The organism is Natronosalvus vescus, assembly GCF_023973145.1.
In the GTDB taxonomy this organism is placed as follows: domain Archaea; phylum Halobacteriota; class Halobacteria; order Halobacteriales; family Natrialbaceae; genus Natronosalvus; species Natronosalvus vescus.
The window spans coordinates 1,456,878-1,480,481 of record NZ_CP099546.1; the positions used below are offsets into that span (position 1 = coordinate 1,456,878).

A 23,604-nucleotide genomic window follows, 5' to 3' on the forward strand; every position below is an offset into this window, starting at 1 on the left:
GCTCGAGCGAGGGGTGTCAACCTATAGTAACAACTGCAACGATTTACACACTGATCGCCGACATGTCTGGCGATCAGATGTGCATTGACTTGCAGTGGCTACTATATCTGCCGCGTCGCTCACCAAACCAACTCGCGGTAGAAGTGCGCGGTCCGGGATTTGAACCCGGGTCATCAGCTTGGAAGGCTGAGGTCATAGCCGCTAGACCAACCACGCTCGCAATCGCTGGTTTGCTTTCCAGGTTTAAGGGCGTTCCCTTTTCGTCTGCTACTTATTGGATTCGCACTCGAGCAGCGAAAGCGACGAGTTGGGGGATAGGTATCCTCGACGCGGCGATCGGGTCGACGGTGTACTCACCTGTCTCGACAGTCTCGAGATGGACATCGGTGACGTTATCGCGGACACGCCGTGGCGAACGTCGGGATACGACGCCTCTGGGGAGCCGATCGAGAACGCGGCACAGTACCTCGACGACGACGTTCCGAACCCGTTCTAGAACGCGTCACTCATCCCCTGTTCGAACTAAACTGAACGACACCTATTTGGGAAAGAAACTACAACTGATGCCAATGAACCGGAGACAGTTCCTGACGGCGATCACCGGGGGCTTGATCGCCGTTGCCGGCTGTACGCAGACGGAGACGGAGATCCCGGGACTCGAGCCGGATCGGGAACTGTGGTCGTTTCAATCGATCGACCAGCAACGTGTCTCGACGACGCCTGCTGTCCGTGACGGTCGGGTCTACGTCGGGAGCGACGATCACAACGTCTATGCGCTGGCGGCGGATACCGGTCGTGAGATCTGGCAGTTCGAAACGGACGGTGGTGTCCAATCGTCGCCAGCGATGGCCGATGAAACACTGTACATTGGGAGTCTCGACCACCATCTCTACGCACTCGGATTCGACGGCACCGAACGGTGGTCGGTCGTAACGGGAGACAAAGTGTACGCATCACCGACGGTCACGGCGGATCGGGTACTGATCGGGAGTCGGGATTCGTACCTCTACGCGCTCGAATCGGATTGTGGTGAGTCGATCTGGCGGACGTATATTGGCGGCGTCGTTTTCTCGAAAGCGACAGTCGACTCCGAGTACGTCTACATCGGCGGAGGAGACGGTGATCTCGTCAAACTACGCCTGGACGATGGCACCATCGAGTGGCGAGCCCTGACCGACGAGCGGGTGTCAGTCACGCCTACTATCGTCGACGATCGAGTTCTCTTTGCGGATCACGATGGGGGCGTGTACGCGCTCTCTCGATCGGACGGGGAGACGCTGTGGACGAAAGAACTGAGCGATGGTGTCGCCTCCTCACCTACGGTTCAGGATGGGACTGTCTACTTCGGCAGTTGGGATACGACAATCTATGCGGTGGATCTCGAGACGGGGGAGTTAACGTGGGAAGTCGACGCCTACGGACACGAGAGTTCGACGCCAACGATCGTGGACGGCGTCCTCTACATCGGTGACTCGTGGGGGATCGTGTACGCGCTCGATCCGCAGACGGGTGATGCGTACTGGCGGTTCGAAACGGGGAACGCGGTAAACGCCTCGCCGACGATCGTCGATGGCGTCGCGTATATCGCGAGCAACGACGGTCACGTGTATGCACTCGACGTGACCTGACGCGACGGGGACTCCCGATCGTGGCATTCGGTCGGGTGGCGTCGTTCCTCCGACCGCCTCCTCAGTCACGGCGCTCTCCTTCTCAGCCACGGATAGGTCGCGCCTGCGAGACCGATTCACGAATTCCCTCGAGCGGAGAAACAGTCAACTCGTGAACGCCCCCAGAACGGCGAAAACAACGACCTGACTGGTCAGATATCCTCTGCGACGACAGTCACGGTTCGGTCGGTGCCCGCAAACGTCGTCCACTCGCGGTCGGTGAGCGTTCCATCGTCGTCTGTGCCCCTCGAGACGGCGATTGGGCCGAAGGTGTACTCGCCCGTCTCGAGGAGGTCGTCGGGGGCTTCGGCGAAGTGGGTGAGATCCTCGTAGACCGATTGGGTCTCCTCCAGCCCGAAGTAGACGTGCGTGCCGCCGCCGTCGGCGGCTGCCGTCGCCTCGGCGTCGCCGAACGCTTCGTCGACCGTCCAGTTCTCCGGCACCGTGTCGCGTACGATGACGGGTTCGGTCGCCTGGACGTCGAGTTCCGTCCGGTTGGTCTGTCCCCCGGTAAAGATCGAACCGGAATCATTGCGCTCCCCCTCGACGGCGAACGTCGATCCTTGGTCGTGATCTCCGATCGTCCGGACGACTTCGCCGTCGACGAACCGTCGTTGTTCCATGCCGAACGCGTTGACGAGAACGGTGAACCCGAAGTACGAGAGGACGTAGTTCTTCAGTCCAAACGGGTGGAGTTCTTGCTGGCTGGCCGGCGGCAACAGGCCGCCGATGGCGTGGATTCCTCGCCACCCCTCGGTATCGGTGAAGATCGAACCACAACTCACCAGGCCGTCAGTCGTTCCGGCGACGGTTCCGCCGGACGTCTCGAACGCCTCCGCGTCGACCAGCGTCATCGGGGCGTCGTCCGCGTACGGATAGCCGAGCGGCGCGACTTTCCACGTCATTCGCTGGATCGGGCGCGTGTCGGTGAGCAACGGATGGTCGTCGGCTTTCTCCTCCAGGTGACTGACCCCGAACGTGTCGTCGACGACGTCGTCCGTCTCGACGTCGGGTGCCGTTTCCATCGCCGCAAGGAGGTGAAGGCCGGTGTCGGTCAGGACGAGGTTGCCGCCCGACTCGACGTAGTCGTCGATCGCCGCGACGTAGTTCGCAGGATCGTCGCCGCGGTCGTCGTGGGCGACCACGAGGTGATCGGCGTCGACGCCGGCCTCGGCGACCTCCGCTGGCGTCAGCGCGACCGTGGTGAGTAGTTCGTTTTCTGACTCGAGATCGTCGAAGAACGCGAGCGGCGTGACCTCGTACTCCTCCTGCTCGAATCCGAGCGCCTCTCTAGGGTCTGGGTGTTCGGCCGTCGATTGGAGCGTCCCGACGTGGGCGTGGAGTTCCGTCGATTGATCGGTCATCAGGCTCTCGACCTCGAGTGACCACTCGCCGCCGATCGGCTCTTTGACGACCATCGGCGGGATGTGGTGGTGGCCGTCGCCGTTGAACGTCGAGGGCCGGTACGATCGGATCTCGTTTCCGTGTGGATCCTGAAGGACGACGTCGACCAGGCCGTGCGGTGCGTGTGCGTGCACCGTCAGCGTGTGCAAGTCGTCGGCCACGTCGAACGAAAGCGTCTCGGTGGACTCGGCGTCGACGATCAGTTCGTGTTCGGTGCTGGCGAGTTCGGTTCCGCCGCTATCGGTATCCCCGTCCTGCAGGAAGGAGAGGTCGTCCGACGACCGAGTGAGTTCGTCGGTCGTCACGTAGGCGATCTCCGTACCCTCGCCGTCGCGGGTGACGACCTCGGAGTCGACGTCGCGGAGGGCGTAGTCCGTCATCGTCTTCATCGCCGCAATGTAGCCCGTCACCCACTTGTCGGCCAACTCGGGATTGTACACGTTCCCACCGATCATGTGGCTGTACGCCATCTCGAACGCCATCGTCGTCACGTCGAGGCCGCCCCGATCTTCGCTCGCGCCCATGAAGCCGATGAGTCCGCCGGTGATGGTGTAGCCGATCGTGTCCCAGATGGTCGAGTAATCGTAGGCCGTCTCGGGCAACACCGGCATGAGGACGTCGGGGTTGAAATTACCGGTGGCTTCCTCCTGAACCTCGGCGAGTGTCTCCCAGTCGTCCATCGCCTCCTCGAGGTTCGCCTCCAGAGTCCGGTTCATCTCGTAGAGGTCGTGAAACTCGTCCTGGGTGTACTCGATCTGGTTGATGAGACCCAGGATGAAATCCGAGTTCCAGAACATCGCGTGGAGGTCGGCACCGTGGGTGAGATTCTCGTATCCCCGGAAGTGCTCGACGACGCCCATCGCGTCCGGCACCTTGTCGATGATGTCGTGTGGATTCTCCGTCGCCCAGCGTTCTTCGTCCGGCTCACCAGGGTGGTGGGACGGATCGATCCAGCCGACGGTGGGGTATTGCCGGTTCGTGTCGTACACTTCGGCGTTCCCACGCTCGTGCAGCGGTGCCGCCGGAACCCGGGGATGGGTTGCGTCGGGCCCGCCGGTTTGCCAGCCGCTATCGTATTGCGGATCGCGAGCCACCCAGCCGTCGGGATTACACGAGAGGATGATGAGCACGCAGTCGTCCAGCAGTCGTTCGAACTCCTGTTCACGACCCGTGAGAATTCGCTCGATGAAGCGATAACACGCCTCGGGGCCGGCCCGCTCGAGGCCGTGGATCGAAGCTTCGAACATCACCTTCTGACGGTTCTCGAACGCTTCGATGCCGCGAATCTCGTCGATGTCGTTCGTGATTTCGGCGACGTGGAGATCCTTCGGATCGTGTCGATCGGTGAGCTGGTTGTGGTGGCCGGGACTTGTTCCGAACTCGACGTCGTGGGGGTTCTCCGCGTCGGCGAGAGCGTAAAAATTGACCCTGTCAGCGTGCTCGGACTCGAGGTACTCCATCCCGCTGATCATCTGTTCGTAATCGATGAAATCGACGGCTCGGTGGGGAGCCGGGAAGACCCCGAGTGGATAGTGTCCCAGTCGCCAGAACGGGTTCGATCCTGGCGTGTAGCTCAACTCCTCGGCGGTTGGAATCTCGAGAACCTCCTCGACCGCCGTCGTCGTGAGTTGTGCGTACGCGGCGGGTGGATCCTCCAGGATCCAGTCGTCGTCGAGTTCCAGGTCGAGATCGAGGTCGAACAAATCGTCGAGACCCGATTCGTCTTCGAACCGAACCACCGTTGGGATGGGATAGTCGCCCGGGGTGTGATTGACGACGTACTCGTACTCGGCGGTCAGCGTTCCGTCTTCGAGGTCGGCCGTCGCGTTGCCGGGCAGCGCGAGGACGCCACCAGCCGCCGCCGAGAGCCGAACGAAGTCGCGCCGTGTGATCGGTACGTCGTCGAAATTCGCCTGAGAGAGGTCGTGATCGTGGTGTGTCATGGGTGGTACGTACAGGTTCGGCGTGGGAACCCATCACAACCAATAACAATCATTATAAAATGGGTATTGACAAACCGATCCAAGAGTCGGTACCTCGAATTCCGCGGTTCACGTTTGTATCCGACATCAGACCGGTGACCGGCGTCGAATTACGGTCAGGCGACTTCGGCCTCGATGAGTGACGCGGTCGCCTCTGTCTCCAGATGTAGATCGAAACCGGAACCGATCGACTCCATCGCGGGATCGAGTTCGTTGATGATCGAGCGTCCGTCGCGCTCTCGACGGACGAACCCGGCGTCCTCGAGCGTTACGAGGTGGTGTGAAATCGTGCTGGAATCGCAGTCGAGTGCGGTAGCGAGTTCGACGTTCGGGGAGGGGCCGAGCGCCGCCTGTGCCTCGAGTACTCGCCGTTTTGCCGGTTCGAAGAGCATGCCTCGCCGTTCAACGTCGTCGTCGTCGAACGGGAAGTACCGTCGTTTTCCACAGACCGTTACCGACTGAATCACGTTTTTGTCTTCCAGAACGCGCACGTGATGGCGCACGGTCGAGAGTGGAACGCCACTCTCGGTGCTTACCGCGGAGAGACAGCGGCCAGGGTCGGTGTGGATCGTCTCGCAAATCGTTCGTCTCCGATCGTTCTCGAACAGACAGGAATCGCCGTGTGTGCGGTGTCCGTATGCCGACATTGTCACGGTATCTGGGCGGGGGATCGGTGACCGTGTGCGGTGTCGGCTACTGTCGACGATGCTACCGTCCGAGTGCGACCGAACCCGTGGCGATGCAGCCTCGAGTTTTCACCACGAACCGGGACGGGTCGTCCCGCCCTGATCTCAGCACCTAGCTGTCGGTCTTCGTGAACGAATAGGATCTCGCGTGCCATTCGGCCGTGACTATCAGCGTTGACTGTATATCTATACCCTCTATAATTTTTGGAATACAATATAAAACGTCAAAATGTTCAGAATATAGCTACCATAAACCCATTAGATATTTGATTCATTGGCCGACGTTAGGATATGGTTTGTTTTTGAAATGTTGGTGGGCCGGAAGGTGGAGTCCCCGTCAGTCGAAGCCGAGCAGCTCTCCGGACTCGGCGGCCTTCACCGCCTCGAGCGCGTCGACGTACCCTGCACCGACGTTCGTGGCCGTATACTCGGCCGTTCCCACGGGATCCTCGAGGCCGGCCGTTGCGTCGGCGTCCGCCGTCGCCTCGAGCGTGGTGATCACGTCGATCGGGTCGGGTGCAACGCCGTGGTTCTCGATGTAGGCGTCGATGACGAGGGCAGCACAGCCGGCGGCGACCGGGTTGGACATGCTCGTCCCCGAGAGGAGGCCGTACCAGAGTTCGTCGTCCGAACCCAGCACCCACAGGGGCTGGACGGGATTGAGTGTACTCATCACGTCAGCACCTTTCGCGGCGACCGCAGGCCGATTCAGCTCGAGCGGGCCGAGTTCGTCCTCGGGCACGCCACTGTACAGGTCGACCACGTTTTCGAGTGCCTGTTGCCGATCGTGGTTGCCGTCTGCAGCCCCGCGAGAGGAGAAGTCCGTAACCGACTGATCGGCGTGGGTCGCCGCGACGCTCAGCGTATACGGTGCCTGCTTTCGCTGGCCGAGCGTGTCGTCTTCGGGGCCGTCGTTGCCTGCAGAGTACGTGACGAGGACGCCGGCCTCGGTTGCGTACCAGGTGGCGACGTTGAGGGGGTCGTACGGATCGAAGTCGCCCGGTCCAGCGCCGTAGGAGTTCGAAGCGACGTGAATGTGGTGTTCACCCGAGTGCTGGAGTCGGAGCAGGTGGTCGTAGGCCGAGACGGCTTTCAGCACCGTCAGCGAGGCGTTGGCGGAGTACGACGTCAACGTGACGTCCGGAGCCATCCCCTTGTACTCGCCATCGCTGGCGGAGCCGTCGGCACCGACGCTGCCGGCACAGTGGGTGCCGTGTCCGACGTCGTCTGTGTTCACGAGGCCAGCGTCGATCCAGAGGTCGCCCTCCTCAGCGAGTGGATCGCCGGCCCAGTGCCAGTTGGCCTCGATGTTGTCCTGAAGGTCGGGGTGTGCGCCGTCGATGCCGGTGTCGATGACGGCGACGTGCGCGTTCTCGCCGGTGTAGGGGATTTCGAGCCCCGTTCCTTCTTGTACGTCTTTCGCTCGCGTATCGGGGCGGGCATCGTCGTGTTCCCACTCGAGTTCGTCGTTAGGGGAGATGCGTCGCACCTCGTCCCAGCCGGCGACTGTCTCGAGCTGTGTGCCGGTGAACAGGGCGTAACCGATGGGAAGGTGGTCGAAGCCGAGGAACCCTTCCACGAGGTCGAGGCCGGCGAGTAACTCGATGTCGTCGGTCGAGTCGAAGACGACCAGCGCTTCCTGGAGAACATCGGTCTCGAGATCCAGGGTGGCCGCGACCGTTCCCGATCCCGCGAGTGCGCCGACGCCGGTAGCGCCAACGAGCTGGAGGAATCGTCGTCTGTTCGATACGTCGGTGTTGGTGTCGGTGTTGGTGTCGGTGTTTCGTGTCATCTGTTGTCAGTTTGGTGTGGTGACTCGGTCGATGAATCACCGCAGTTCGCACAGCCGGTGGTGTACCGTGGATTCACACAGTCACACGTGAGCCGTGGAAGTGATACTCGAGTAGTATCCGAAACGGGTCGAAACCGATCGCAGCCCGTCGCGCGATCAGGTCTCCTCGGCGACGACGGTCACCGTCCGCTCGGTGCCCGTAATCGTCGTCCACTCGCGACTGGTAAGCGTCCCGTCATCGTCTGTGTCGGTCGAGACGGCGAGGGGGCCGAAGGTGTAGCGGTCGGACTCGTCGACGCTGTCGGGTGCCTCCGCAAAGTGCGTCAGATTCTCGTAGACGGAATCGGCCTCCTCGAGGCCGAAGTAGACGTGCGTGCCGCCGCCGAAGGCCGGCGTCGTCGCCTCGACATCGCCGAACGCCTCGTCGACGTCCCATCCCTGTGGGACGGTGTCGCGGACGAGGACGTTCTCGCCTTCGGGGTGTCGAACCTCGACGTCGAGGTCGGTGCGGTTGGTCTGCCCGCCGGTGAAGACGCTGGCGTCCATCTCGGCGTCGCCTTCGACCACCAGTCCGGTCTCGTCGAAGGCCGTCTCGAGGTCGAGGTGGGCGCGGCAGTCGAAGCCGTTGACCAGACCGGGGACGTTGACCAACTTCGCGACGACGTAGAAGACGCGCTCGCCGCCGTTGTCCTCTAGGTCGTCGACGCTGACGCTGGTCGAGACGGATGCCTCGCCCTGGATGCCGGCATCGCTGTCGACGATGGTCGGATCACCGGTGAGCGAGTCGGGGTTCTGGGCGTCGTAGAGGAACAGGTCAATGTGTGGGTCACCCTTGGTCGCTCCGGCGTTGCCACCACTGTAGTGGCTGAACGCGACGTCGGCGGAAACTTCACCCGGTGCATCGACGCGAACGTGGCCGGCGACGGCTCGTTCGTCGTCGGGGACGGCCAGTCCGACGATTCCGGAGACCGAATCGTCGGTGAGGTCGCGAGTGACGGCATCGATCGCTGGCCCGAGGTTGGCTCGACCGAAGCCCTCGTAGGGATCGCGGCCGCCGTGTGTGTAAACGGGCGCTTTCGCCGCGTGATACGGGGCGGCCGTGAGTGCCGTCTCGCTCGCGGTCGCGAGAATCACGTTCTTCAGCCGGAGCACGTCGTCGTAGCCCGTGTCGACGGGTTCCGGAAGGGCGATCGATTCGGGCGCGTCTTCCTCCATCGCGTCGGCGACGAGCCCGGCGATGCCACAGACGCTCGGGGCAGCCATCGAGGTACCGCCTTTGCCCGTGTAGCCGCGGATGCCATCGCCGCCCATTCCCTCGCGTCTGGCACCACGGTTGAGCACCTCGAGGTCGACGTCGTCGAAGGTGAGCGCGTCGAGAACCTCGTCCGCGAGATCGATCTCGTAGTCCGCGTCGCCCGTGATCGCCGGATCGAACTCGGTTTTGGGTGCGAGGGCGTCGTCCTCCAGCTCATCGAGCGCTTTGACCGGCTCGAGCTCGGCGTCTGCTTCGACTGACTCGGGCTGTTCGGTCGTCACCTCGTCCTCAGGTTCGCCGGTATCGGCGGCGATGTCGAGGACGGTTAGCTCACCGCCTGGTGCGGAGACGTCGGGTTTCGTGTACGGTTCGCCTGATTCGTCGATGCCCGCGATTCCACCCGAAGAGTAGGAAGCGATGCCGTCGAGCGGATCGGTCGAGACGGTCGAGATGGCCTCATTGGCGACGGCCGGAGCGCCGTTTCCGCTGGCTGGCGTGGCGTCGTTGCCGGCGGCCGCTACCGAGAGGATACCCGCTTCGGCCATCTCCCGAATGACGCCGGGGATGTCGTCGAGCGTCTCGGCAGCGGCACCGAGTGGAAGGCCACCGACGTACCCCCAGGACATGTTCACCGCACGGAGGTTGAACGTCTCGACGAACGACTCGGCGTCGTCGCCGACCGCGCGCGTTCCAGTGCCGAGATCGGTAACGCTCACGATGCTCGAGTTCGGTGCGATACCGGCGTGCAACGAGAGGTCACCGTCGTCGGTTCGGTCACCGATGGTCTCTCCCGGGTGTTTAAACGCCCCCACGGCAACGCGGTCGACCTGTCCCGTCGTGATCAGTTCGCCTTCGAGGGTTCGTACGTGAATCGTGTACGTCGCCTCGCCCTCGTCGTGGACGGTCGGCGTCTCCGCGAGGTTGTTCTCGAACGTGATCTCCGAGGTGCCGGAGGCCCCGCCCGAACTCGCGATTTCTTCCCCATCGGGCCCTTCGATGACCAGCTCGATACCCTCGCCGTACGCACTGGCGAAGACTCCGGATCCAGCGACGGCGTCGACTTCGTAGGTGAGTGTATTGCCGAGCAGGAGTATCGTTTGCGGGTCGTCTTCCTGGTATCGGTCGGGGTCGATGGCGCTCGCGCGGCCGCTGCCGGCCATGATCGACGCGACGTGCGTTCCGTGCCCGTTCGAGTCGCGCGGCTTCTCATAACCGCCGTAGCGGGTGTTGTCGTTGTGCCACCCGACGAGTTTCGTCGTGTGCGGTTGAATCTTCCCGCCGGTGTTCGAGAACGGGTTACCGTCGACCTCGAACCCGTCCTCAGACGTGACGGTCACGCCACTCCACGGTCCGATGTCTGGGTGTCGCGAATCCGTTCCGCTATCGGTGAGACCGAGGGTGCGATCCGTTCGACCCCGGTAACCTCGCTCCCAACCGTGTAATGCCTCACGAACACGTACGTTCATAAAGTCGAGCGAGACGTCATCAGTTGCGACGACTGGCTCGGACGTGACTGCCGGCGCGGCGAGAAACGCCGCCCCTGTCGCCGCCCCCACTTTCATGAACGAGCGACGTGAGACCGATGCATCCTTCCCCTGTCCAGATTCCTGATTGTCTTTCTGACTCATACCACAGTCAATCTCTCACAAGCTTCCTAAGAAGGGTTTTGACAAACCCATCCAAACGTTCGATCCCGGGCTTCGGTGCCCAGATGTGTCCAATTGACTGAGTGACTACATGCTGGTGATCACACCCCTGCAATAGTTGGGAATAATACCCGACCGGGGCAAATATTACTGGTAGATGGAAAGGTATTACTCACAATCTATCGTCGTATACGAACATGGAACAGGAGGATCACGCTGCCTTCGAGACGCGAACGGTAACCGAGGGGGAAGACCCGTTTCGGGTCGGCAGTGAGGCCGGTGACGTCGCCACACCGATTCACCTCGCTTCGACGTTCGCACTGCCGGGGCTCGACACCGACCTCAGCCTCGAGAACGTCGACCCCGACCGGGGTGAATTTCTGTACTCACGCCTTTCGAACCCGACGCGTCACGCCCTCGAGAAACGCCTCGCCAGCCTCGAGGGTGGGGAACACGCGATGGCGTTCTCCTCGGGCACCGCCGCGATCTTCACGACGATGCTATCGTGCGTCGAGCCGGGTGACCACATCGTCGCCGGCGACGACCTCTACGCGGGCACCCGGCGGATGCTGGAATCCGTCTTTCGCGACCGGCTCGACGTCGCGGTGACGTTCGTCGACGCGACCGAAACGGCGTCGGTCGAGGACGCCGTCACCGACGAGACGGCGTTCATCTGGATGGAGACGCCGACGAACCCCCGGATGACGCTCTGTGACGTGCGAGCAATCGCAAATATCGCCGATAGCTACGACACCTCCTTCGGCGTCGACAACACCTTCGCGAGTTCGTACTTCCAGCGCCCGCTCGAGCTTGGTGCCGACGTCGTCGCCCACAGCACCACGAAGTACCTCAACGGTCACTCCGACTCCGTCGGCGGTGCCGTGATCACGAGCGACGACGACCTCGCCGAGGAGATCGCTTTTCTCCAGCAAGTCGGGATCGGTGACATGCTCGCCCCATTCGACAGCTATCTCGTCCTCCGTGGTCTCAAGACGCTCTCGCTCCGGATGCGCCAGCACGAAACCAACGCGATGGCCATTGCCGAGTATCTCGAGGATCACGAAGCCGTCTCGGCGGTTCACTATCCTGGTCTCGAGTCTCACCCACAACACTCCCTCGCCCGTCGGCAGATGGACGGCTTCGGCGGGATTCTGTCGTTCGAACTCGCGGGCGATCTCGAGGACGCTAAACGGTTCCTCGAGGCGCTCGAGGAGTTTACCCTGGCCGTCAGCGTCGGCGGCGTCGAGAGCCTGATCGAACACCCCGCAGCGATGACGCACGAACCGGTTCCGCGCCAGGAACGCGAAGCAATCGGTATCACCGACACGCTGATTCGCGTCTCCGTCGGCGTCGAGGCTCCGGAGGATCTGCTCGCCGACCTCGAGCGCGGCTTCGAGGCGATTCAAAAGCCGACGACGACCGCGGACGACGATTAACCGACCATCGTCTCTAATTCTGCGGCCAGGTTTCCTAGCTGAGCGATCCGTTCGTCAGTGGGGGGATGGGCGTGCGTTTCGACGTGAAAGTCGCCGTCATCGTTCGATTCCTGGCCCGGCCGATCGAACCCGTGCGGGAGCAAACACATCCCGTCGAGGCCGCGATAGCTGGGGAGACTCGAGGTGGCCGAAGTACCGGCGACCTGTCGGGCGTCCTCTCGCGGCGCGGTCACCACGTCGTCGAGGCGCTCGAGCGCGCTCGCGAGCGCAGCGGGATTCCCGGTGAGCGTCGCGCCGTCGCGGTCGGCGACGAACTCCCGCTGTCGGGAGAGCCCTCTGCTCAGGAAGACGACGACGGACGCGAGGATCCCGAGGACGATCCCGCCGAGCACGACGGTGACCCCGAGAGCGACGAGAAATTGAAAGAGTCCGGCGAAGCTGACCAGCGGCGCGTCGATGAACGCCGACGCGAGGACGTAGCTCACCCCTAGCAAGGCGGCGTAGACGTACGGCTGCGTCCAGGAGGGAAGAAGGTCGCCGAACACGACGTGCTCGTCGGCGACGAGTGCCGGGAGAAACGAGGCGAGCGTCATCACTGCCGCGTCCCGGTTTTTCAGGTGCACGAGTTCGTGGGCGATGACGCCATCGAGTTCGTCGGACTCGAGGCGCTCGAGCAGGCCCTCGCTGACGACGATCGTTCCGGATCGAACGCCGCCGACGGCGAAGCTGTTCGGCACGTCGGTGTCGGCGATCGCGATCGACGGGACGGTCATATCGAGCTGGGCGGCCAGGCGGGTCACCCGGTCGAGCAACGGGCCGTGTCCGTCGGGATCAGCCGGGTCGGCGTCGGCTTCGGACAGTAATTCGCGGCGAGCGTACCGAAGCTGGACGAGCAAGAGAACGAGCAAACAGATGGCCGTCCCCACGGCGTACTGTGCGGGAGTAGACGTAATCCCGGCCGCGCCGAACACCGGGTCGAGCCACGGCTCGAGGAACGTGACGATTGTGAGCGCAACCGCCACGGTGACGACGAGAATTGCGCCGAGCGTTGCCGCGATCCGACCGGTCAGCTCCGAACCTGCCATCGATGGTGTCAATAGAATCTGTCGGCCGAAAATGGTTTCGCCACTGGCGTGTGGGTGGTTCCATCCGTGATTGCAGTTGCAGTCCATCCTTCGAGACGACCGCGAAGTATGGGGTGCAATTATCTGCTGTATCGGATCCGTTCGTCCATCGTCCCACAGTGATAACATATTTATGAAACGACTGCACAGAGAGAATCAGCAGTGGGACACGACCTCCAGCGCGCCGCCCTCATCGCTTGCTGTGTCCTCGCGATCGTCGTCGCCGCCGCGTTCTTCCCCGCCGCAGGCTACGGCGATTTCCCGGGACGGGACGCCGTGAGTGACGACCACTATCTCGAGTCTAGCACGGGAACCGGCGACGCCGATTCCACCGAAGGGGACGACGGAGACGACCTCGAGACGGATGACCAGCAGGACGATGGTGACGACTCGGACGGCACAGCTGACGGCCAGCACGACGATAGCGACGGTGCAGACGACACTGACGGCGACGACCAGCAGGACGACAGTGATGACACGGGTGACGGATCGGACGACGCTGGCGACGACGACCAGCAAGACGACGAGGGCTCGAGCACCAGCGAAAGCGGCGACGGACTGGGTGTTTCCCTCGATCACGTCCTCGCAATTCTCCTGATGCTTGTGTTTCTCGTACCGTTCGCGCTTCTGTGGCGGGCGACCGCTCCAACACGACACCCACACCTCTCGGAGGCGGACATCCCGAACGGTTTCCTTCCGCGACTGCAGTTCCGCCTCAAACGGATTCCACAGGTTACCATGGCTGCGACGATCGGCGCCTCGAGCGTCGTGCCGACGATTGCCGACGCCCTCTTGCGAACTGGCCGTGGCGTCGGCGGCGGTTTCGGTCAGCTCGGCCGGTCGATCGGTCGGGGCTTCGGCCGCGCGCTCTTCGCAGCACCTGCCGGGTTCGCCAGCGCGCTGCAGGGGCTTGGCGGGCTTTCGCTCACTGGCGGGTTCAGCGCCCTGTTCGATGGGTTCGGGAGCGTACGACGGAGACACCGTCGCTCGAGCAGCGATAGCCCCACCGCCGCCAGCAATTCGGCTGTCCAATCCACCGAATCGGCCGACGATCCCGGCCCACCGACTATCGAAGCGGCCTGGGAAGAGATGACCGCGCTGGTCACGCGTTCGTCCCGGGGCACCGTCTCGAAAACGCCCGGCGAGTACGCGCGAGCGGCCATTGCCGCTGGCTATCCCGAATCGGCCGTCACGACGCTCACAGAAGTTTTCCGCCAGGTTCGATACGGCGACTACCCACCCACGGACGACCGGACACGCCGAGCTCGAGCCGCCTACGAGGAGCTGGTGGCCGCGGTCACTGACGATGATGGGGGTGATGACCGATGAAACAGACCACGCTCGTTGGCTTCGGTTTCGTCGCCCTCGTCGGCGCGCTGTTGGCTACTGTCGGTGCTATCCCCTCCGCTGGAGCCGCTCTCGCACGGGATACTGCCGTGATCGCCATCGGCGGCCTCCTCGCCGCGTTCGGAATCGGTCTCCTGGGTGCCTTCGTCGCGAGCGAACCTACTCTCGAGACCGAGAGCGAAAACGGTGATGAACCGGTAGCCTTCCCGTCGGTAGCAACCCAGGATCGCGAACGTGACGTGGAACGAATCGGTCAGGACGTCGAGATCGCTCTGTCACGGTCGCGGCTTGGCGACTCACCGCGGGAGCGACATAATCGGTCGGTTGCCAGGAACAGACTCCGACGGACGATGACTGACGCCGTCGTCTCCTCGTTGACTGCCGATGGCACTCTCGAGGTCGAGGCGGCTCGAGACCACGTCCAGCGGGGGACGTGGACGGACGATCCCCGTGCAGCGGCCTGTCTCTCGTCAGCGGTCACGATTCCGCTCGCGACTCGAATCGAGGACTGGGTAGTCGGGGAACGAGACCAACGACAGCTACAGGCGGCGCTCGAGGCGCTGACGGCGCTCAGAGCGGACGACCTGCAATCGTCGAGCCAACAGTCACCGGACGGACGTGAACGGAGGAGGAACGACATATGACGGGGCGGTCAGGTCACGCTCGGACGGGGACGGAAGCCGACGATACAGACGCTGAAGACGCTACAGCGTCTAGGCCGCTCGCGAACGAGCGCGACCTCGAGTCAGCAGGGACGCCGCCTGCTGGGACAGCCGATGCTACCGGAGACGAGGCTGGTGCCACCGGGAAAGCTGATCTCGCCGAACGTGAGTCGGTCGAAGCCGCACCTGGGGCGCGAATGGGCGTTGGATCAGCCATCGACGCAGGTGATGGATCCACGAAACCCGTCGACCGGGCCAACGACCCACTGGACGAGCGGGCCGTCTCGAGTGATCGCTGGCTCGTGGCGTTGACCGTCGCGTTGCTCGCGGTCGGCGTCGGTGTGCTGGCTCGCGACGCCGCCATCTTCCTCAGTTCGGTGGTCGGCCTGAGTTACGTCGGCTACAGCTACGCGACCCGCCCGCCCAAACCGACGCTCACAGTCGAACGAACCCTCGAATCCGCCAGACCGGCACCCGGCGACACCGTTGGCGTCTGCGTGACCGTCACCAACGATGGTTCTGAGTCGATCCCGGACGTCCGTATCGCCGACGCACCGCCGTCGGAACTCCACCTCGAGGGAGATCCCAGGGTGGCGGGCTCACTCGAACCCGGCGAATCCCTCACACTGGAGTACGCGGCCCGAGCCAAACGAGGGGAGTACGGCTTCGGCGACGTCACCGTCAGCGCTCGAAACGTGAGCGCGAGCGAGCGCGTGACCACCCGATACGACCTCTCGAGCGAGTTCACCTGTGACGACGCCCTCGAGCGGGTGCCATTGGCTAGCCAGACCATTCAACACACCGGACGTGTCGAAACCGACATCGGGGGCGAAGGCATCGAGTTTTTCTCGATTCGGCCGTTCCATCCGACGGATCCGATGCGTCGGGTCGACTGGAATCGCCTCGCCCGTACTGGCGACCTCACGACGATCGAGTTCCGCGAAGAACGGGCCGCGTCCGTCACCGTCCTGGTCGACGCTCGAGCGTCGAACGCGGTCTTTCGATATCCGGGCGAACTCGACGCCAGGTCGCTCTCGTCTCACGCAACCGAGTGGCTGGTGACGGCGCTACTCGGGGAGAACAATCGCGTCGGCGTCGCTCTCTACGGCGACCGAGGGGACTACTTGCTCCCCCGGAGTGGCCGAGATCAACTCGCTCGAGCGACACGGCTGCTCGATGGGGAGTGGTGTGGCTCGTTCGGACGTCAAGCGTGGCTGGCCCACGGTGATCGGTCGGTCGATCGCTTCTGCCGACACCTGAACGACGAGAAACAGCTGCTGTTCGTCACCCCGTTGCTCGACGACGATCCGGTCGCGTCGGCACGACGATTCCGTGCGTACGGACACGAGGTAACGCTCGTCTGCCCGATGGTCGCCGATCGGCCGGGCCACGCCGGCGTGATCGATCGAGCGGAGGTCGAAGCGCGCTGTTCGACCCTTCGAAGCCACGGCGTTCGGATCATCGAGTGGCACCCCGACGAATCGCTCCACGTGGCGGTCGACCGAAGCAAACGGCGGTGGTCGCGATGAGTGTACGGGAAGAGTCTCGAGCGGTACGAAACCGAAACGACCTCCGGACGCTCCCCCTCGCCCTCGTTTCCCTCACAGTTGCCGGATTATGCTGGACAGTCGGCCTCGACCTCGAGGGACTTCTGGCGGTCGGTGGGGCGCTGGCCATCGTCTACGCAGGTTCGGCCGTCTCGACAGGCTCGCTCGCTCGTCGAGCCCTCGGGAGCGTCCTCTTCGTGGGTGGAATTCTCGCCGTAACGGCCGGGATCGGAACGGCGGTGATCACGGGACTGCAAGCTGGTACGATCGTCGGCTCGAGCGCGCTGGCGGTGGTCGGGGTCGGCGGTGCACTCGCCCATCCACGGACGCGGTGGCCGGATCTGGTTTGGACGGTGCGCGATTCCACCGTGACGTCGATCACGACCGTTCCCGTGATTACGCTGTTTGCAACTGGAACGGCTGGCGTGGTCGCGTCTGCCGTCGCTCTCGTGTTCGTTGGTGTGACGGACGGAGCCTATAGCGCCTTCACGAGCGGACTTCTGCTTGCAGCCGCGGCGTTCGTGGCGTACGCGTGTGTCGTCTCGGTGGTCGGATCTGCCTTGCCGGAGCACGTTCCAGCGGTTTCGTTCGGCGACCTCGTCGATCGCCTGTTCGACCTTCCGACCGGTGTCTACTACGTGGCCGTGCTCGTCCTCGGCATGCTAGCAGCCGCCGAAACTGCGACCGCGTTTGAATCGGTATTGTCGGCGATGGGGCCAGTCGGGACGGTCGTGACCGCGCTGTTGACGATCGGCGTAATCCACGTCGTTCTCGCACTCGCCCTCGGCTGTTCGATCCTGATCTGCTTCGGGTGGCTCGTGTCCCCGATGGTCGACGCCTGGTTCGGTTCGTACCCGCTTCGGACGGTCGCCCTCGCAAGCGGCGGCGTCGTCGTGCCCACGGTCGTATTTGTGGGTTCGCTGGTTGTTCCCGGCACTGATGGACTGCAGGCAATATGGGCAGTCGTCCTCGTTCTCGTTCTGGTCACGGTCGTGGAGGGTCTGGTCGGTGGACTGCTCGCACAGGGGTCGATTCGCTGGCGCCACTGGCTCTTGCTCGGGGGCTGTGGCTCGCTACTCGTCACTACATTCCTGGCCGCACAGCGGGGTATCTCGCCGCTTTTCGTGTTCATCAGCGTCGCGGCTGCGATTGCGGTGTGGGACGTCGGCGAACACACCAACCGCATGCGAGTCGACATCGGCGAGTCTGTCGATAGTCGACAACCCGAACTGGTTCACGCGACGGCGACGCTCGTTGTCGGCGCCGTTGGCGTCGCAATCGCTGCCGTCGCCATGTACGGCCTCGGTGCGGTTTCACCGCCGACCGAACGGTGGCAAGCGCTCGCCCCGCTCGTCCTGGCGCTGGTCGCTGTGACTGTGCTCCTCGTCTCGATCACCACGGACACGATCACCAACTCACTCTCGGGAACATTTATTTCAAGTCGATCGCTGCTCCGGAACCGGATCGTCGTGGTGGCACTGGCCATCCTGGCTGCGCTCGTGCTTGCAGCCGTTGTCGGAGCGCTCGATACCGTCCTCGCATTCGTCTTGCTGGTGATCGTCCCACTTCTCGCGCTGGTGTTCGTGACTCGCCTCGTTTCGACCGACTCGATCAGTGATTTTCAGCCGCCACCACCGGGTGCCAACTAATGATCGAACGAACGGTTCGAAGCGTTTATACCCGCCACGCTGATAGCTCGAGATAACTCGTCGGAACGCGGGCGACGGCGAGCACCTGTTCGGCAGACGCCACAGGTTGGAATGTGGAATCGACCTCGACTCGAGGTCGCTTCTGAACCAGGAAACGCTCGCGGTGATACACATGGCACGAAGCTTCTACTCCCACATCAAGGAGGCATGGAAGACCCCGGGCGACGGTAAGCTCGGCGAACTGCAGTGGCAACGCAAACAGGAGTGGCGTAAACAGGGCGCCATCGAGCGCATCGAGCGCCCGACCCGACTCGACAAGGCGCGCGAACTCGGCTACAAGGCCAAACAGGGCATCGTCCTCACTCGCGTCTCCGTCCGCAAGGGGAACGCGCGCAAACAGCGCCACAAGGCCGGCCGCCGAACGAAGCGCCAGGGCGTCAACCGGATCGGACGCCGCAAGAACATCCAGCGCATCGGCGAAGAACGCGTCTCCCGGAAGTACCCCAACCTTCGGGTTCTCGCCAGCTACTGGGTCGGGGAAGACGGCGGCCAGAAGTGGTTCGAAGTGATCCTCGTCGATCCGAACCACCCGGCTATCCAGAACGACGACGACCTCAACTGGATCTGTAACGACACCCACAAGAACCGCGCCTTCCGCGGGCTGACCAACGCCGGTAAATCGAACCGCGGCCTCCAGAACCGCGGCAAAGGCACCGAAAAGGTTCGCCCGTCACTGAACAGCGGGAAGCGTAGCTCGGAGTAAGCCGGTCTGGCGGTTCTCGATTCTCTCACTTTCAACGACCCTCGAGCCGTGCGTACTGCGTTCGTCGGTTCGAACCGCCACACACAACCAGTTCCCATCGCCCGAGAACACAGACCGAGTTTTAATCTCCTGGCACCCGTAGGATCAACCATGAGTAGACGCATTCTCGTACCAGTCGACGAGTCCGAACGCGCAACTGACGCCCTCGAGTTCGCACTCGAGGAGCATCCGGGGGCGACGATCGTCGCGATTCACGTCCTCGACCCTGCCGACTTCTACGGCGCGACCGGGTTCGAAGGTGGGGCGATGATCAACTACGACGAGATCCATCGCCAGAACGAAGAGCGAGGGGAGGCGTTGCTCGAGAACGCCGCGGATCGAGCCGACGAACATGGTCTCGAGTGTGAAACCGAACTCGTCATCGGCAGCGTCGCGCGATCGATCGTCGACTACGCCGAAACCAACCCGATTGATCAGATCGTCATCGGCAGTCACGGCCGAACCGGGGCGAGCCGAATCCTCCTCGGGAGCGTCGCCGAAACGGTGGCTCGGCGATCCCCCGTGCCGGTGACGATCGTTCGGTAGCACGTATTCAACGGCCACGGCTATGGTGACGGCCACTGCCACGGCGACGGCGACGACCACGTACAATTCTCACCGCTCAATACCGCGAGCGCTCGAGTCGCTCCGAGGCCTCGAAGGGTGTCGTCAGCTCGAGCAACTGGACGAGAATCCGGCCGGTTGCGCCCCAGACGGTGTGCTCACCAACGTGGAAGTAGTGAATAACGATCTCACCGTAGTAGGGGTGCTCACGATGTTCGTACTCGTAGTTGTCCGGATCGAGCAGCGCCGAGACCGGAAGGAGGACGATTTCGGCGACCTCGCGCTCGTCCGGGTCGTACGTCCGGTCGGGGATGCGGCCGACGAACGGCGTGACGGCGTACTCGGTCACCGTTCGGATATCGTCGAGTTGCCCGACGACGTCGGCGCTTTCGGGGGTGAGGCCGATCTCTTCGTTCGCCTCTCGAAGGGCCGTCTCGAGGATCGACCCGTCGTGTGGTTCAGCCCCGCCACCGGGAAAACTCATCTGGCCGGGGTGTTCTCCGAGGTGGTCGGCACGCCTGGTGAAGAGCAGGTGATCCTCCCCGCTACGGTCGATCACCGGTGCGAGAACGGCGGCGTCGTACGGCTGGTCGTCGATACTAACCGGCTCGTGGGCGGCAACCGGGTCGAGATCGAGGCGTCGGATCGTCATAGTGAAAGTTTACTGCTGGCCGTTCAGGCGTCCTCGAGCGCCTGCGTGAGCCGGGTGCGTTCATCAGACAGGTCGAGCGGTGCCCACGCCTCGAGGTCGTAACTCACGTCGAGGAGGTGCTCGAGGGTGTCGGTTGCCTCGTCGATGTCACCGTCGCCGTCTGTTACGTCCTCGAGACTCGCGTCGACTGCCTTCCGAAAGCGCGCCTGGGCTGCCTCGCCAACGGCTTCCCGATCGGGACGTCGTGGCGAGACGTCCAGAATGTGGGGCAGATCTTCCGCGTGTTCCGGCGTCTGGGGAAATGCGGTCGGTCCGACGACCAGCAACGGCTCATCCGATCCCGCTTCGAGGTCGTCTGCAGCGCCGTTCTCGGGCGTGTATCGTACCAGCGCGAACGTCTCGAGGGCGCTCTCGATGGCGGTCTCCGACGCGTCCGTATCGACCGTCTGCCCGTCGGCCCTGAACGCCACCTCCGAAAGTGCGTGCTCGAGTTCGGCGTGGGTGAGGCCGCCAAAGAGGTCGACGACGCCAGCCAGTTCGTCGGCGGTCTCGTTCATGATCTCGACAAGGGGGGACGTGGTGATTAGTCTTGTGTGGTCAGTCGGAAACCTCGAGGCCGGGCCTCACTCGTAGCTTGCCGTTTCGGGCGTGCTGACAGCAGTCGCCCAGGGAGTCGCGGCCTCGACGACGGCCGCTGGCTCGAGTGGTCGTTCAGACCACGGTGGGAGTCGCTCACGGTGTTCGGGCGGCTCGAGCGACTTCGCGTAGCGGTTGATCTGTGCTCGTTCGTCCGCCACGTCGTAGGTGAGACCGTTGAACGCGGCATCGGCTCGATACTGTCCGATGAGTCGGTCGGCCGCCGCACAGTACCGTTCCTGAAGCGTCTCGTAGTCGACGTCGACGCCCCCATTCTCGAGGACGCCCAACAGCGAACCCGCCACGTCGCGGCTCATCCCTTCGAGCCCGGTTTCCCCGTCGACGTCGCGGTGATCGTGCTGGTGGATGCCGAGGTCGACCTGTGCCGAGCCGTCGAATCCAGCATAGTCGTACGCGTCACCGAGTGTCGCTACCTCGAGCCCCCACGTCCGCGGTGGTCGAAGCGAGCGAGCGAGCGAGGCCGTCATCGCGACCTCCCCGGCGAGGGCGTATCGAAACGCTGCAAAGTACTCGAGAATCGGCTCGTCGTGAGCGCTCGAGAGCGTCTCGATGAGTGGTTCGTACAGCAGGCGACACAGGCGACCGTAGAGTCGGTCGTCCTCCACCCGTGCGTAGTATCCTTTCGAGAACGCGTACCCCATCGACAGCGGGCTGAGCAGCCGAGCGACGTGATCGGCACGATAGCTCGTCGCGTCGGCATCGTGAACGACGACGTACTTGGCGTCCCTCGTCGCCGGCCCGAGAGCCAGCCAGATGTCACGCCCTTTCCCACGGTCGCCATCCAACCCGGCGGTCGATAGCAATCGATTGACGCCGGGAGCGGTACACCACAGCACCTGCGTCGGCAAATGGAACGATTCCAGCCAGGTGCGAAACGGTTCGATTCGGTCGGCTGACGCCCGAACCGGCACGACAACGGCCGCGGGCGAGGGCTGCAGCGTCTCGAGCGCGGACAGGACTGCCTCCGCGGCCGGCCGCTCGTGTTCGCGGTCGGTCATCGGCACGACGATGGCCGTCTCCTCGAGTATTCCCTCGAGGCCGTCGAAGCCAACCGCCTGGTCGGTTAGCTGGTGGAGCGTGGTGAGTCGCTCCTGCGTGTACTCCATCGGTGAATCCTTTGGCTGGAAGGCTAAAACCACCACGAATCCGGTGATCTACTGGTACGAGAGGACAAATCCCGCTACAACGGGCGTAAGAACGGACGATGGCGATGATTCCGACGCTCTGATGACGACCGCAGTCTCGGTCAGCCAGGGTGGCCGGACGGCAATCGCCCGAGTGCGTACAATCCAAGCAGCACGACCAACACGAGGACGGAGCCGACGGCGAATATCACGAACGCCTGATGAAAGCCGATGCCGCGCCCGATCATCGTGCCGAGTAACGCACTTCCGGTCGCCTGAATCGCCATCGTCGTCCCGCTGTAGAGTGCGTAGGCGCTGCCACGGCTGTCGTCCGGCAAGGTCGCGAGCAGATACGTATCGATGGCCGGGAAGAGGCTGTGGACGACGTAGCCGAGAACCGCCGTCACGAGCAACACCCCGAGGACGCTCTCGACGACCGTGAGCACGAACAGTAAGCCGGCGAAAGCGCCGATGATCGTGAACAACAGGGGAAGATACGGGACTCGATCGGCGATCCAGCCAGTGAAGAAGAACGCCGGAACGCCCGTCGCGAACAACACCGTCAGAAAGAGCTGTGCCCGTCCCTGCGTGAACCCGCGCGTCTCCACCAGGAACGTGACGTAAAAGTTGAACACGCCGTTCCAGACGAGGCCGACGAAACTGATGCACGCCACCGCCGTAAGGATGATCCGCCACTGGGACACCAGTGCCGATCGAAGCCGGCGGTCGGCGGTGCCAGCGTCGGGTAAGGCCGTCCGACGAGCGGTCACGAACAGTACGATCGTCGAGAGCAAAGCAGCCACCGAGATCGTCAGGAAGACGGCTCGCCAGGAGGCGATAGGCCACGTAATCGCGAGATAGACGGTCACGATGAGCGGGGCGCCGACCGCTGCAAGCTGGCTCGAGGTGCCGTGAATTCCGATCACCCGGCCAACGCGTGAAGGGAACAACTCGCTGACGAGCGGATTCGCCGCGACGAAGTACATCCCGCTCGCCACGCCCATCGCCAGCGCACCGACGTACAGCATCTCGAGGGTCTGAGCCGTTGCGGCAAACGCCGACGACGCCGTCAGGACGAGCCCGGCGAACAACACGACCCAGTGTCGAGGAATCTTCGTCAGCAAGTAGCCTGCCGGGAGGCGAAGGGAGGCACTCCCGATCCAGGCGAGCGTCGCGAGCAACCCAATAGCAGCTTCGCTTGCCCCGAAGGTCACGCGAAACGGCTCGAGCAGGGGGGCGTAGATTACACGACCGAGATTGACGAGAAAGACCATCGCCAACAACGACCCGAAGATGCGTGTTCGACCGTCAGCGAGACGGGTCGTGGCGGTAGGCATACCTCAGCCGAAGGTGTGACCCGTCTCAAGGCTTTCGAAGCGAAACTGACACGAGACACCGGTCTTTTTCTCCCCCACCTTCGTACAGGCTCAACATGAAATCAGTCCGGAAGGCACTCCGCGAAGGGGAACTCGACAAAGACACCTACGAGCGGGTAACCTGTGCCGAGTGTGAAAAGCCGCTCAAGACCGAGAACGACCCGGACACTATCAGTACGATCCGGCGCTGCCCCGATTGCGAGAAGGAGTGGAAAGAGATTCGATAGGTCGA

The 23,604-nt window shown here is 63.2% G+C and carries 19 protein-coding genes and 1 tRNA gene; 10 read left to right on the forward strand and 10 right to left on the reverse strand.

Annotated features, from left to right (window positions below):
• Positions 1 to 144: 144 nt before the first annotated feature.
• Positions 145 to 216: transfer RNA gene (locus NGM68_RS07000), tRNA-Gly, on the reverse strand.
• A gap of 58 nt (positions 217 to 274) precedes the next feature.
• Here NGM68_RS07000 and NGM68_RS07005 point away from each other — a divergent pair.
• The gene (locus NGM68_RS07005; RefSeq protein ID WP_252700931.1) at positions 275 to 496 is read left to right on the forward strand and encodes a hypothetical protein; all 222 of its coding nucleotides are present in this window, start codon (positions 275 to 277) and stop codon (positions 494 to 496) included.
• A gap of 73 nt (positions 497 to 569) precedes the next feature.
• Positions 570 to 1,628: an outer membrane protein assembly factor BamB family protein gene (locus tag NGM68_RS07010; protein WP_252700932.1), complete on the forward strand. Its 1,059-nt coding sequence runs from the start codon at positions 570 to 572 to the stop codon at positions 1,626 to 1,628.
• A 191-nt stretch (positions 1,629 to 1,819) separates the two neighbouring features.
• On the opposite strand, the gene NGM68_RS07015 is transcribed toward NGM68_RS07010, so the two are convergent.
• From NGM68_RS07015 to NGM68_RS07030, 4 genes are all read right to left on the reverse strand, one after another.
• Positions 1,820 to 5,014, reverse strand: coding sequence for a M14 family metallopeptidase (locus NGM68_RS07015; RefSeq protein WP_252700933.1), 3,195 nt, complete (start codon positions 5,012 to 5,014; stop codon positions 1,820 to 1,822).
• A gap of 155 nt (positions 5,015 to 5,169) precedes the next feature.
• Complete coding sequence (locus NGM68_RS07020) at positions 5,170 to 5,700, reverse strand: winged helix-turn-helix transcriptional regulator (RefSeq protein ID WP_252700934.1); 531 nt, start codon at positions 5,698 to 5,700, stop codon at positions 5,170 to 5,172.
• Between the two features lie 376 nt (positions 5,701 to 6,076).
• Positions 6,077 to 7,531, reverse strand: a complete 1,455-nt coding sequence (locus tag NGM68_RS07025; RefSeq protein WP_252700935.1) for a S8 family serine peptidase — start codon at positions 7,529 to 7,531, stop codon at positions 6,077 to 6,079.
• Positions 7,532 to 7,687: 156 nt separating this feature from the next.
• A complete protein-coding gene (locus NGM68_RS07030; RefSeq protein ID WP_252700936.1) occupies positions 7,688 to 10,414 on the reverse strand; it encodes a S8 family serine peptidase in 2,727 nt (908 codons plus the stop codon).
• 215 nt (positions 10,415 to 10,629) lie between these two features.
• Between NGM68_RS07030 and NGM68_RS07035 the strand changes: the two genes are divergently transcribed.
• A complete protein-coding gene (locus NGM68_RS07035) occupies positions 10,630 to 11,868 on the forward strand; it encodes a trans-sulfuration enzyme family protein (RefSeq protein ID WP_252700937.1) in 1,239 nt (412 codons plus the stop codon).
• On the opposite strand, the gene NGM68_RS07040 is transcribed toward NGM68_RS07035, so the two are convergent.
• On the reverse strand, positions 11,865 to 12,953 hold the full coding sequence (locus NGM68_RS07040) for a M48 family metalloprotease (protein ID WP_252700938.1): 1,089 nt from the start codon (positions 12,951 to 12,953) through the stop codon (positions 11,865 to 11,867). The genes NGM68_RS07035 and NGM68_RS07040 overlap by 4 nt on opposite strands.
• A gap of 201 nt (positions 12,954 to 13,154) precedes the next feature.
• Here NGM68_RS07040 and NGM68_RS07045 point away from each other — a divergent pair, with 201 nt between their 5' ends.
• The 6 genes from NGM68_RS07045 (at position 13,155) to NGM68_RS07070 (ending at position 19,545) form a co-directional block, all read left to right on the forward strand.
• On the forward strand, positions 13,155 to 14,321 hold the full coding sequence (locus tag NGM68_RS07045) for a DUF4129 domain-containing protein (RefSeq protein WP_252700939.1): 1,167 nt from the start codon (positions 13,155 to 13,157) through the stop codon (positions 14,319 to 14,321).
• The gene (locus NGM68_RS07050) at positions 14,318 to 14,983 is read left to right on the forward strand and encodes a DUF7269 family protein (protein ID WP_252700940.1); all 666 of its coding nucleotides are present in this window, start codon (positions 14,318 to 14,320) and stop codon (positions 14,981 to 14,983) included. Before NGM68_RS07045 ends, NGM68_RS07050 begins: the two co-directional genes overlap by 4 nt.
• Entirely contained in the window at positions 14,980 to 16,530 is a 1,551-nt protein-coding gene (locus tag NGM68_RS07055) for a DUF58 domain-containing protein (RefSeq protein ID WP_252700941.1), read from the forward strand. The genes NGM68_RS07050 and NGM68_RS07055 overlap by 4 nt, the downstream gene beginning before the upstream one ends.
• Positions 16,527 to 18,197: a DUF7519 family protein gene (locus NGM68_RS07060; RefSeq protein WP_252700942.1), complete on the forward strand. Its 1,671-nt coding sequence runs from the start codon at positions 16,527 to 16,529 to the stop codon at positions 18,195 to 18,197. The genes NGM68_RS07055 and NGM68_RS07060 overlap by 4 nt, the downstream gene beginning before the upstream one ends.
• A gap of 172 nt (positions 18,198 to 18,369) precedes the next feature.
• Complete coding sequence (locus tag NGM68_RS07065; RefSeq protein ID WP_252700943.1) at positions 18,370 to 18,960, forward strand: 50S ribosomal protein L15e; 591 nt, start codon at positions 18,370 to 18,372, stop codon at positions 18,958 to 18,960.
• A 150-nt stretch (positions 18,961 to 19,110) separates the two neighbouring features.
• Complete coding sequence (locus tag NGM68_RS07070; protein ID WP_252700944.1) at positions 19,111 to 19,545, forward strand: universal stress protein; 435 nt, start codon at positions 19,111 to 19,113, stop codon at positions 19,543 to 19,545.
• A gap of 76 nt (positions 19,546 to 19,621) precedes the next feature.
• On the opposite strand, the gene NGM68_RS07075 is transcribed toward NGM68_RS07070, so the two are convergent.
• The 4 genes from NGM68_RS07075 to NGM68_RS07090 form a co-directional block, all read right to left on the reverse strand.
• Complete coding sequence (locus NGM68_RS07075; protein ID WP_252700945.1) at positions 19,622 to 20,215, reverse strand: NUDIX hydrolase; 594 nt, start codon at positions 20,213 to 20,215, stop codon at positions 19,622 to 19,624.
• A 23-nt stretch (positions 20,216 to 20,238) separates the two neighbouring features.
• Positions 20,239 to 20,772 carry a DUF7109 family protein gene (locus tag NGM68_RS07080; RefSeq protein WP_252700946.1) on the reverse strand — a complete coding sequence of 178 codons (534 nt, stop codon included), beginning with the start codon at positions 20,770 to 20,772 and terminating at the stop codon, positions 20,239 to 20,241.
• A 66-nt stretch (positions 20,773 to 20,838) separates the two neighbouring features.
• A complete protein-coding gene (locus NGM68_RS07085; RefSeq protein WP_252700947.1) occupies positions 20,839 to 21,978 on the reverse strand; it encodes a glycosyltransferase family protein in 1,140 nt (379 codons plus the stop codon).
• A 140-nt stretch (positions 21,979 to 22,118) separates the two neighbouring features.
• Positions 22,119 to 23,333, reverse strand: coding sequence for an MFS transporter (locus NGM68_RS07090; RefSeq protein WP_252700948.1), 1,215 nt, complete (start codon positions 23,331 to 23,333; stop codon positions 22,119 to 22,121).
• A gap of 95 nt (positions 23,334 to 23,428) precedes the next feature.
• Here NGM68_RS07090 and NGM68_RS07095 point away from each other — a divergent pair, with 95 nt between their 5' ends.
• The gene (locus NGM68_RS07095) at positions 23,429 to 23,599 is read left to right on the forward strand and encodes an HVO_0758 family zinc finger protein (RefSeq protein ID WP_252700949.1); all 171 of its coding nucleotides are present in this window, start codon (positions 23,429 to 23,431) and stop codon (positions 23,597 to 23,599) included.
• The last annotated feature ends 5 nt before the right edge of the window (positions 23,600 to 23,604 follow it).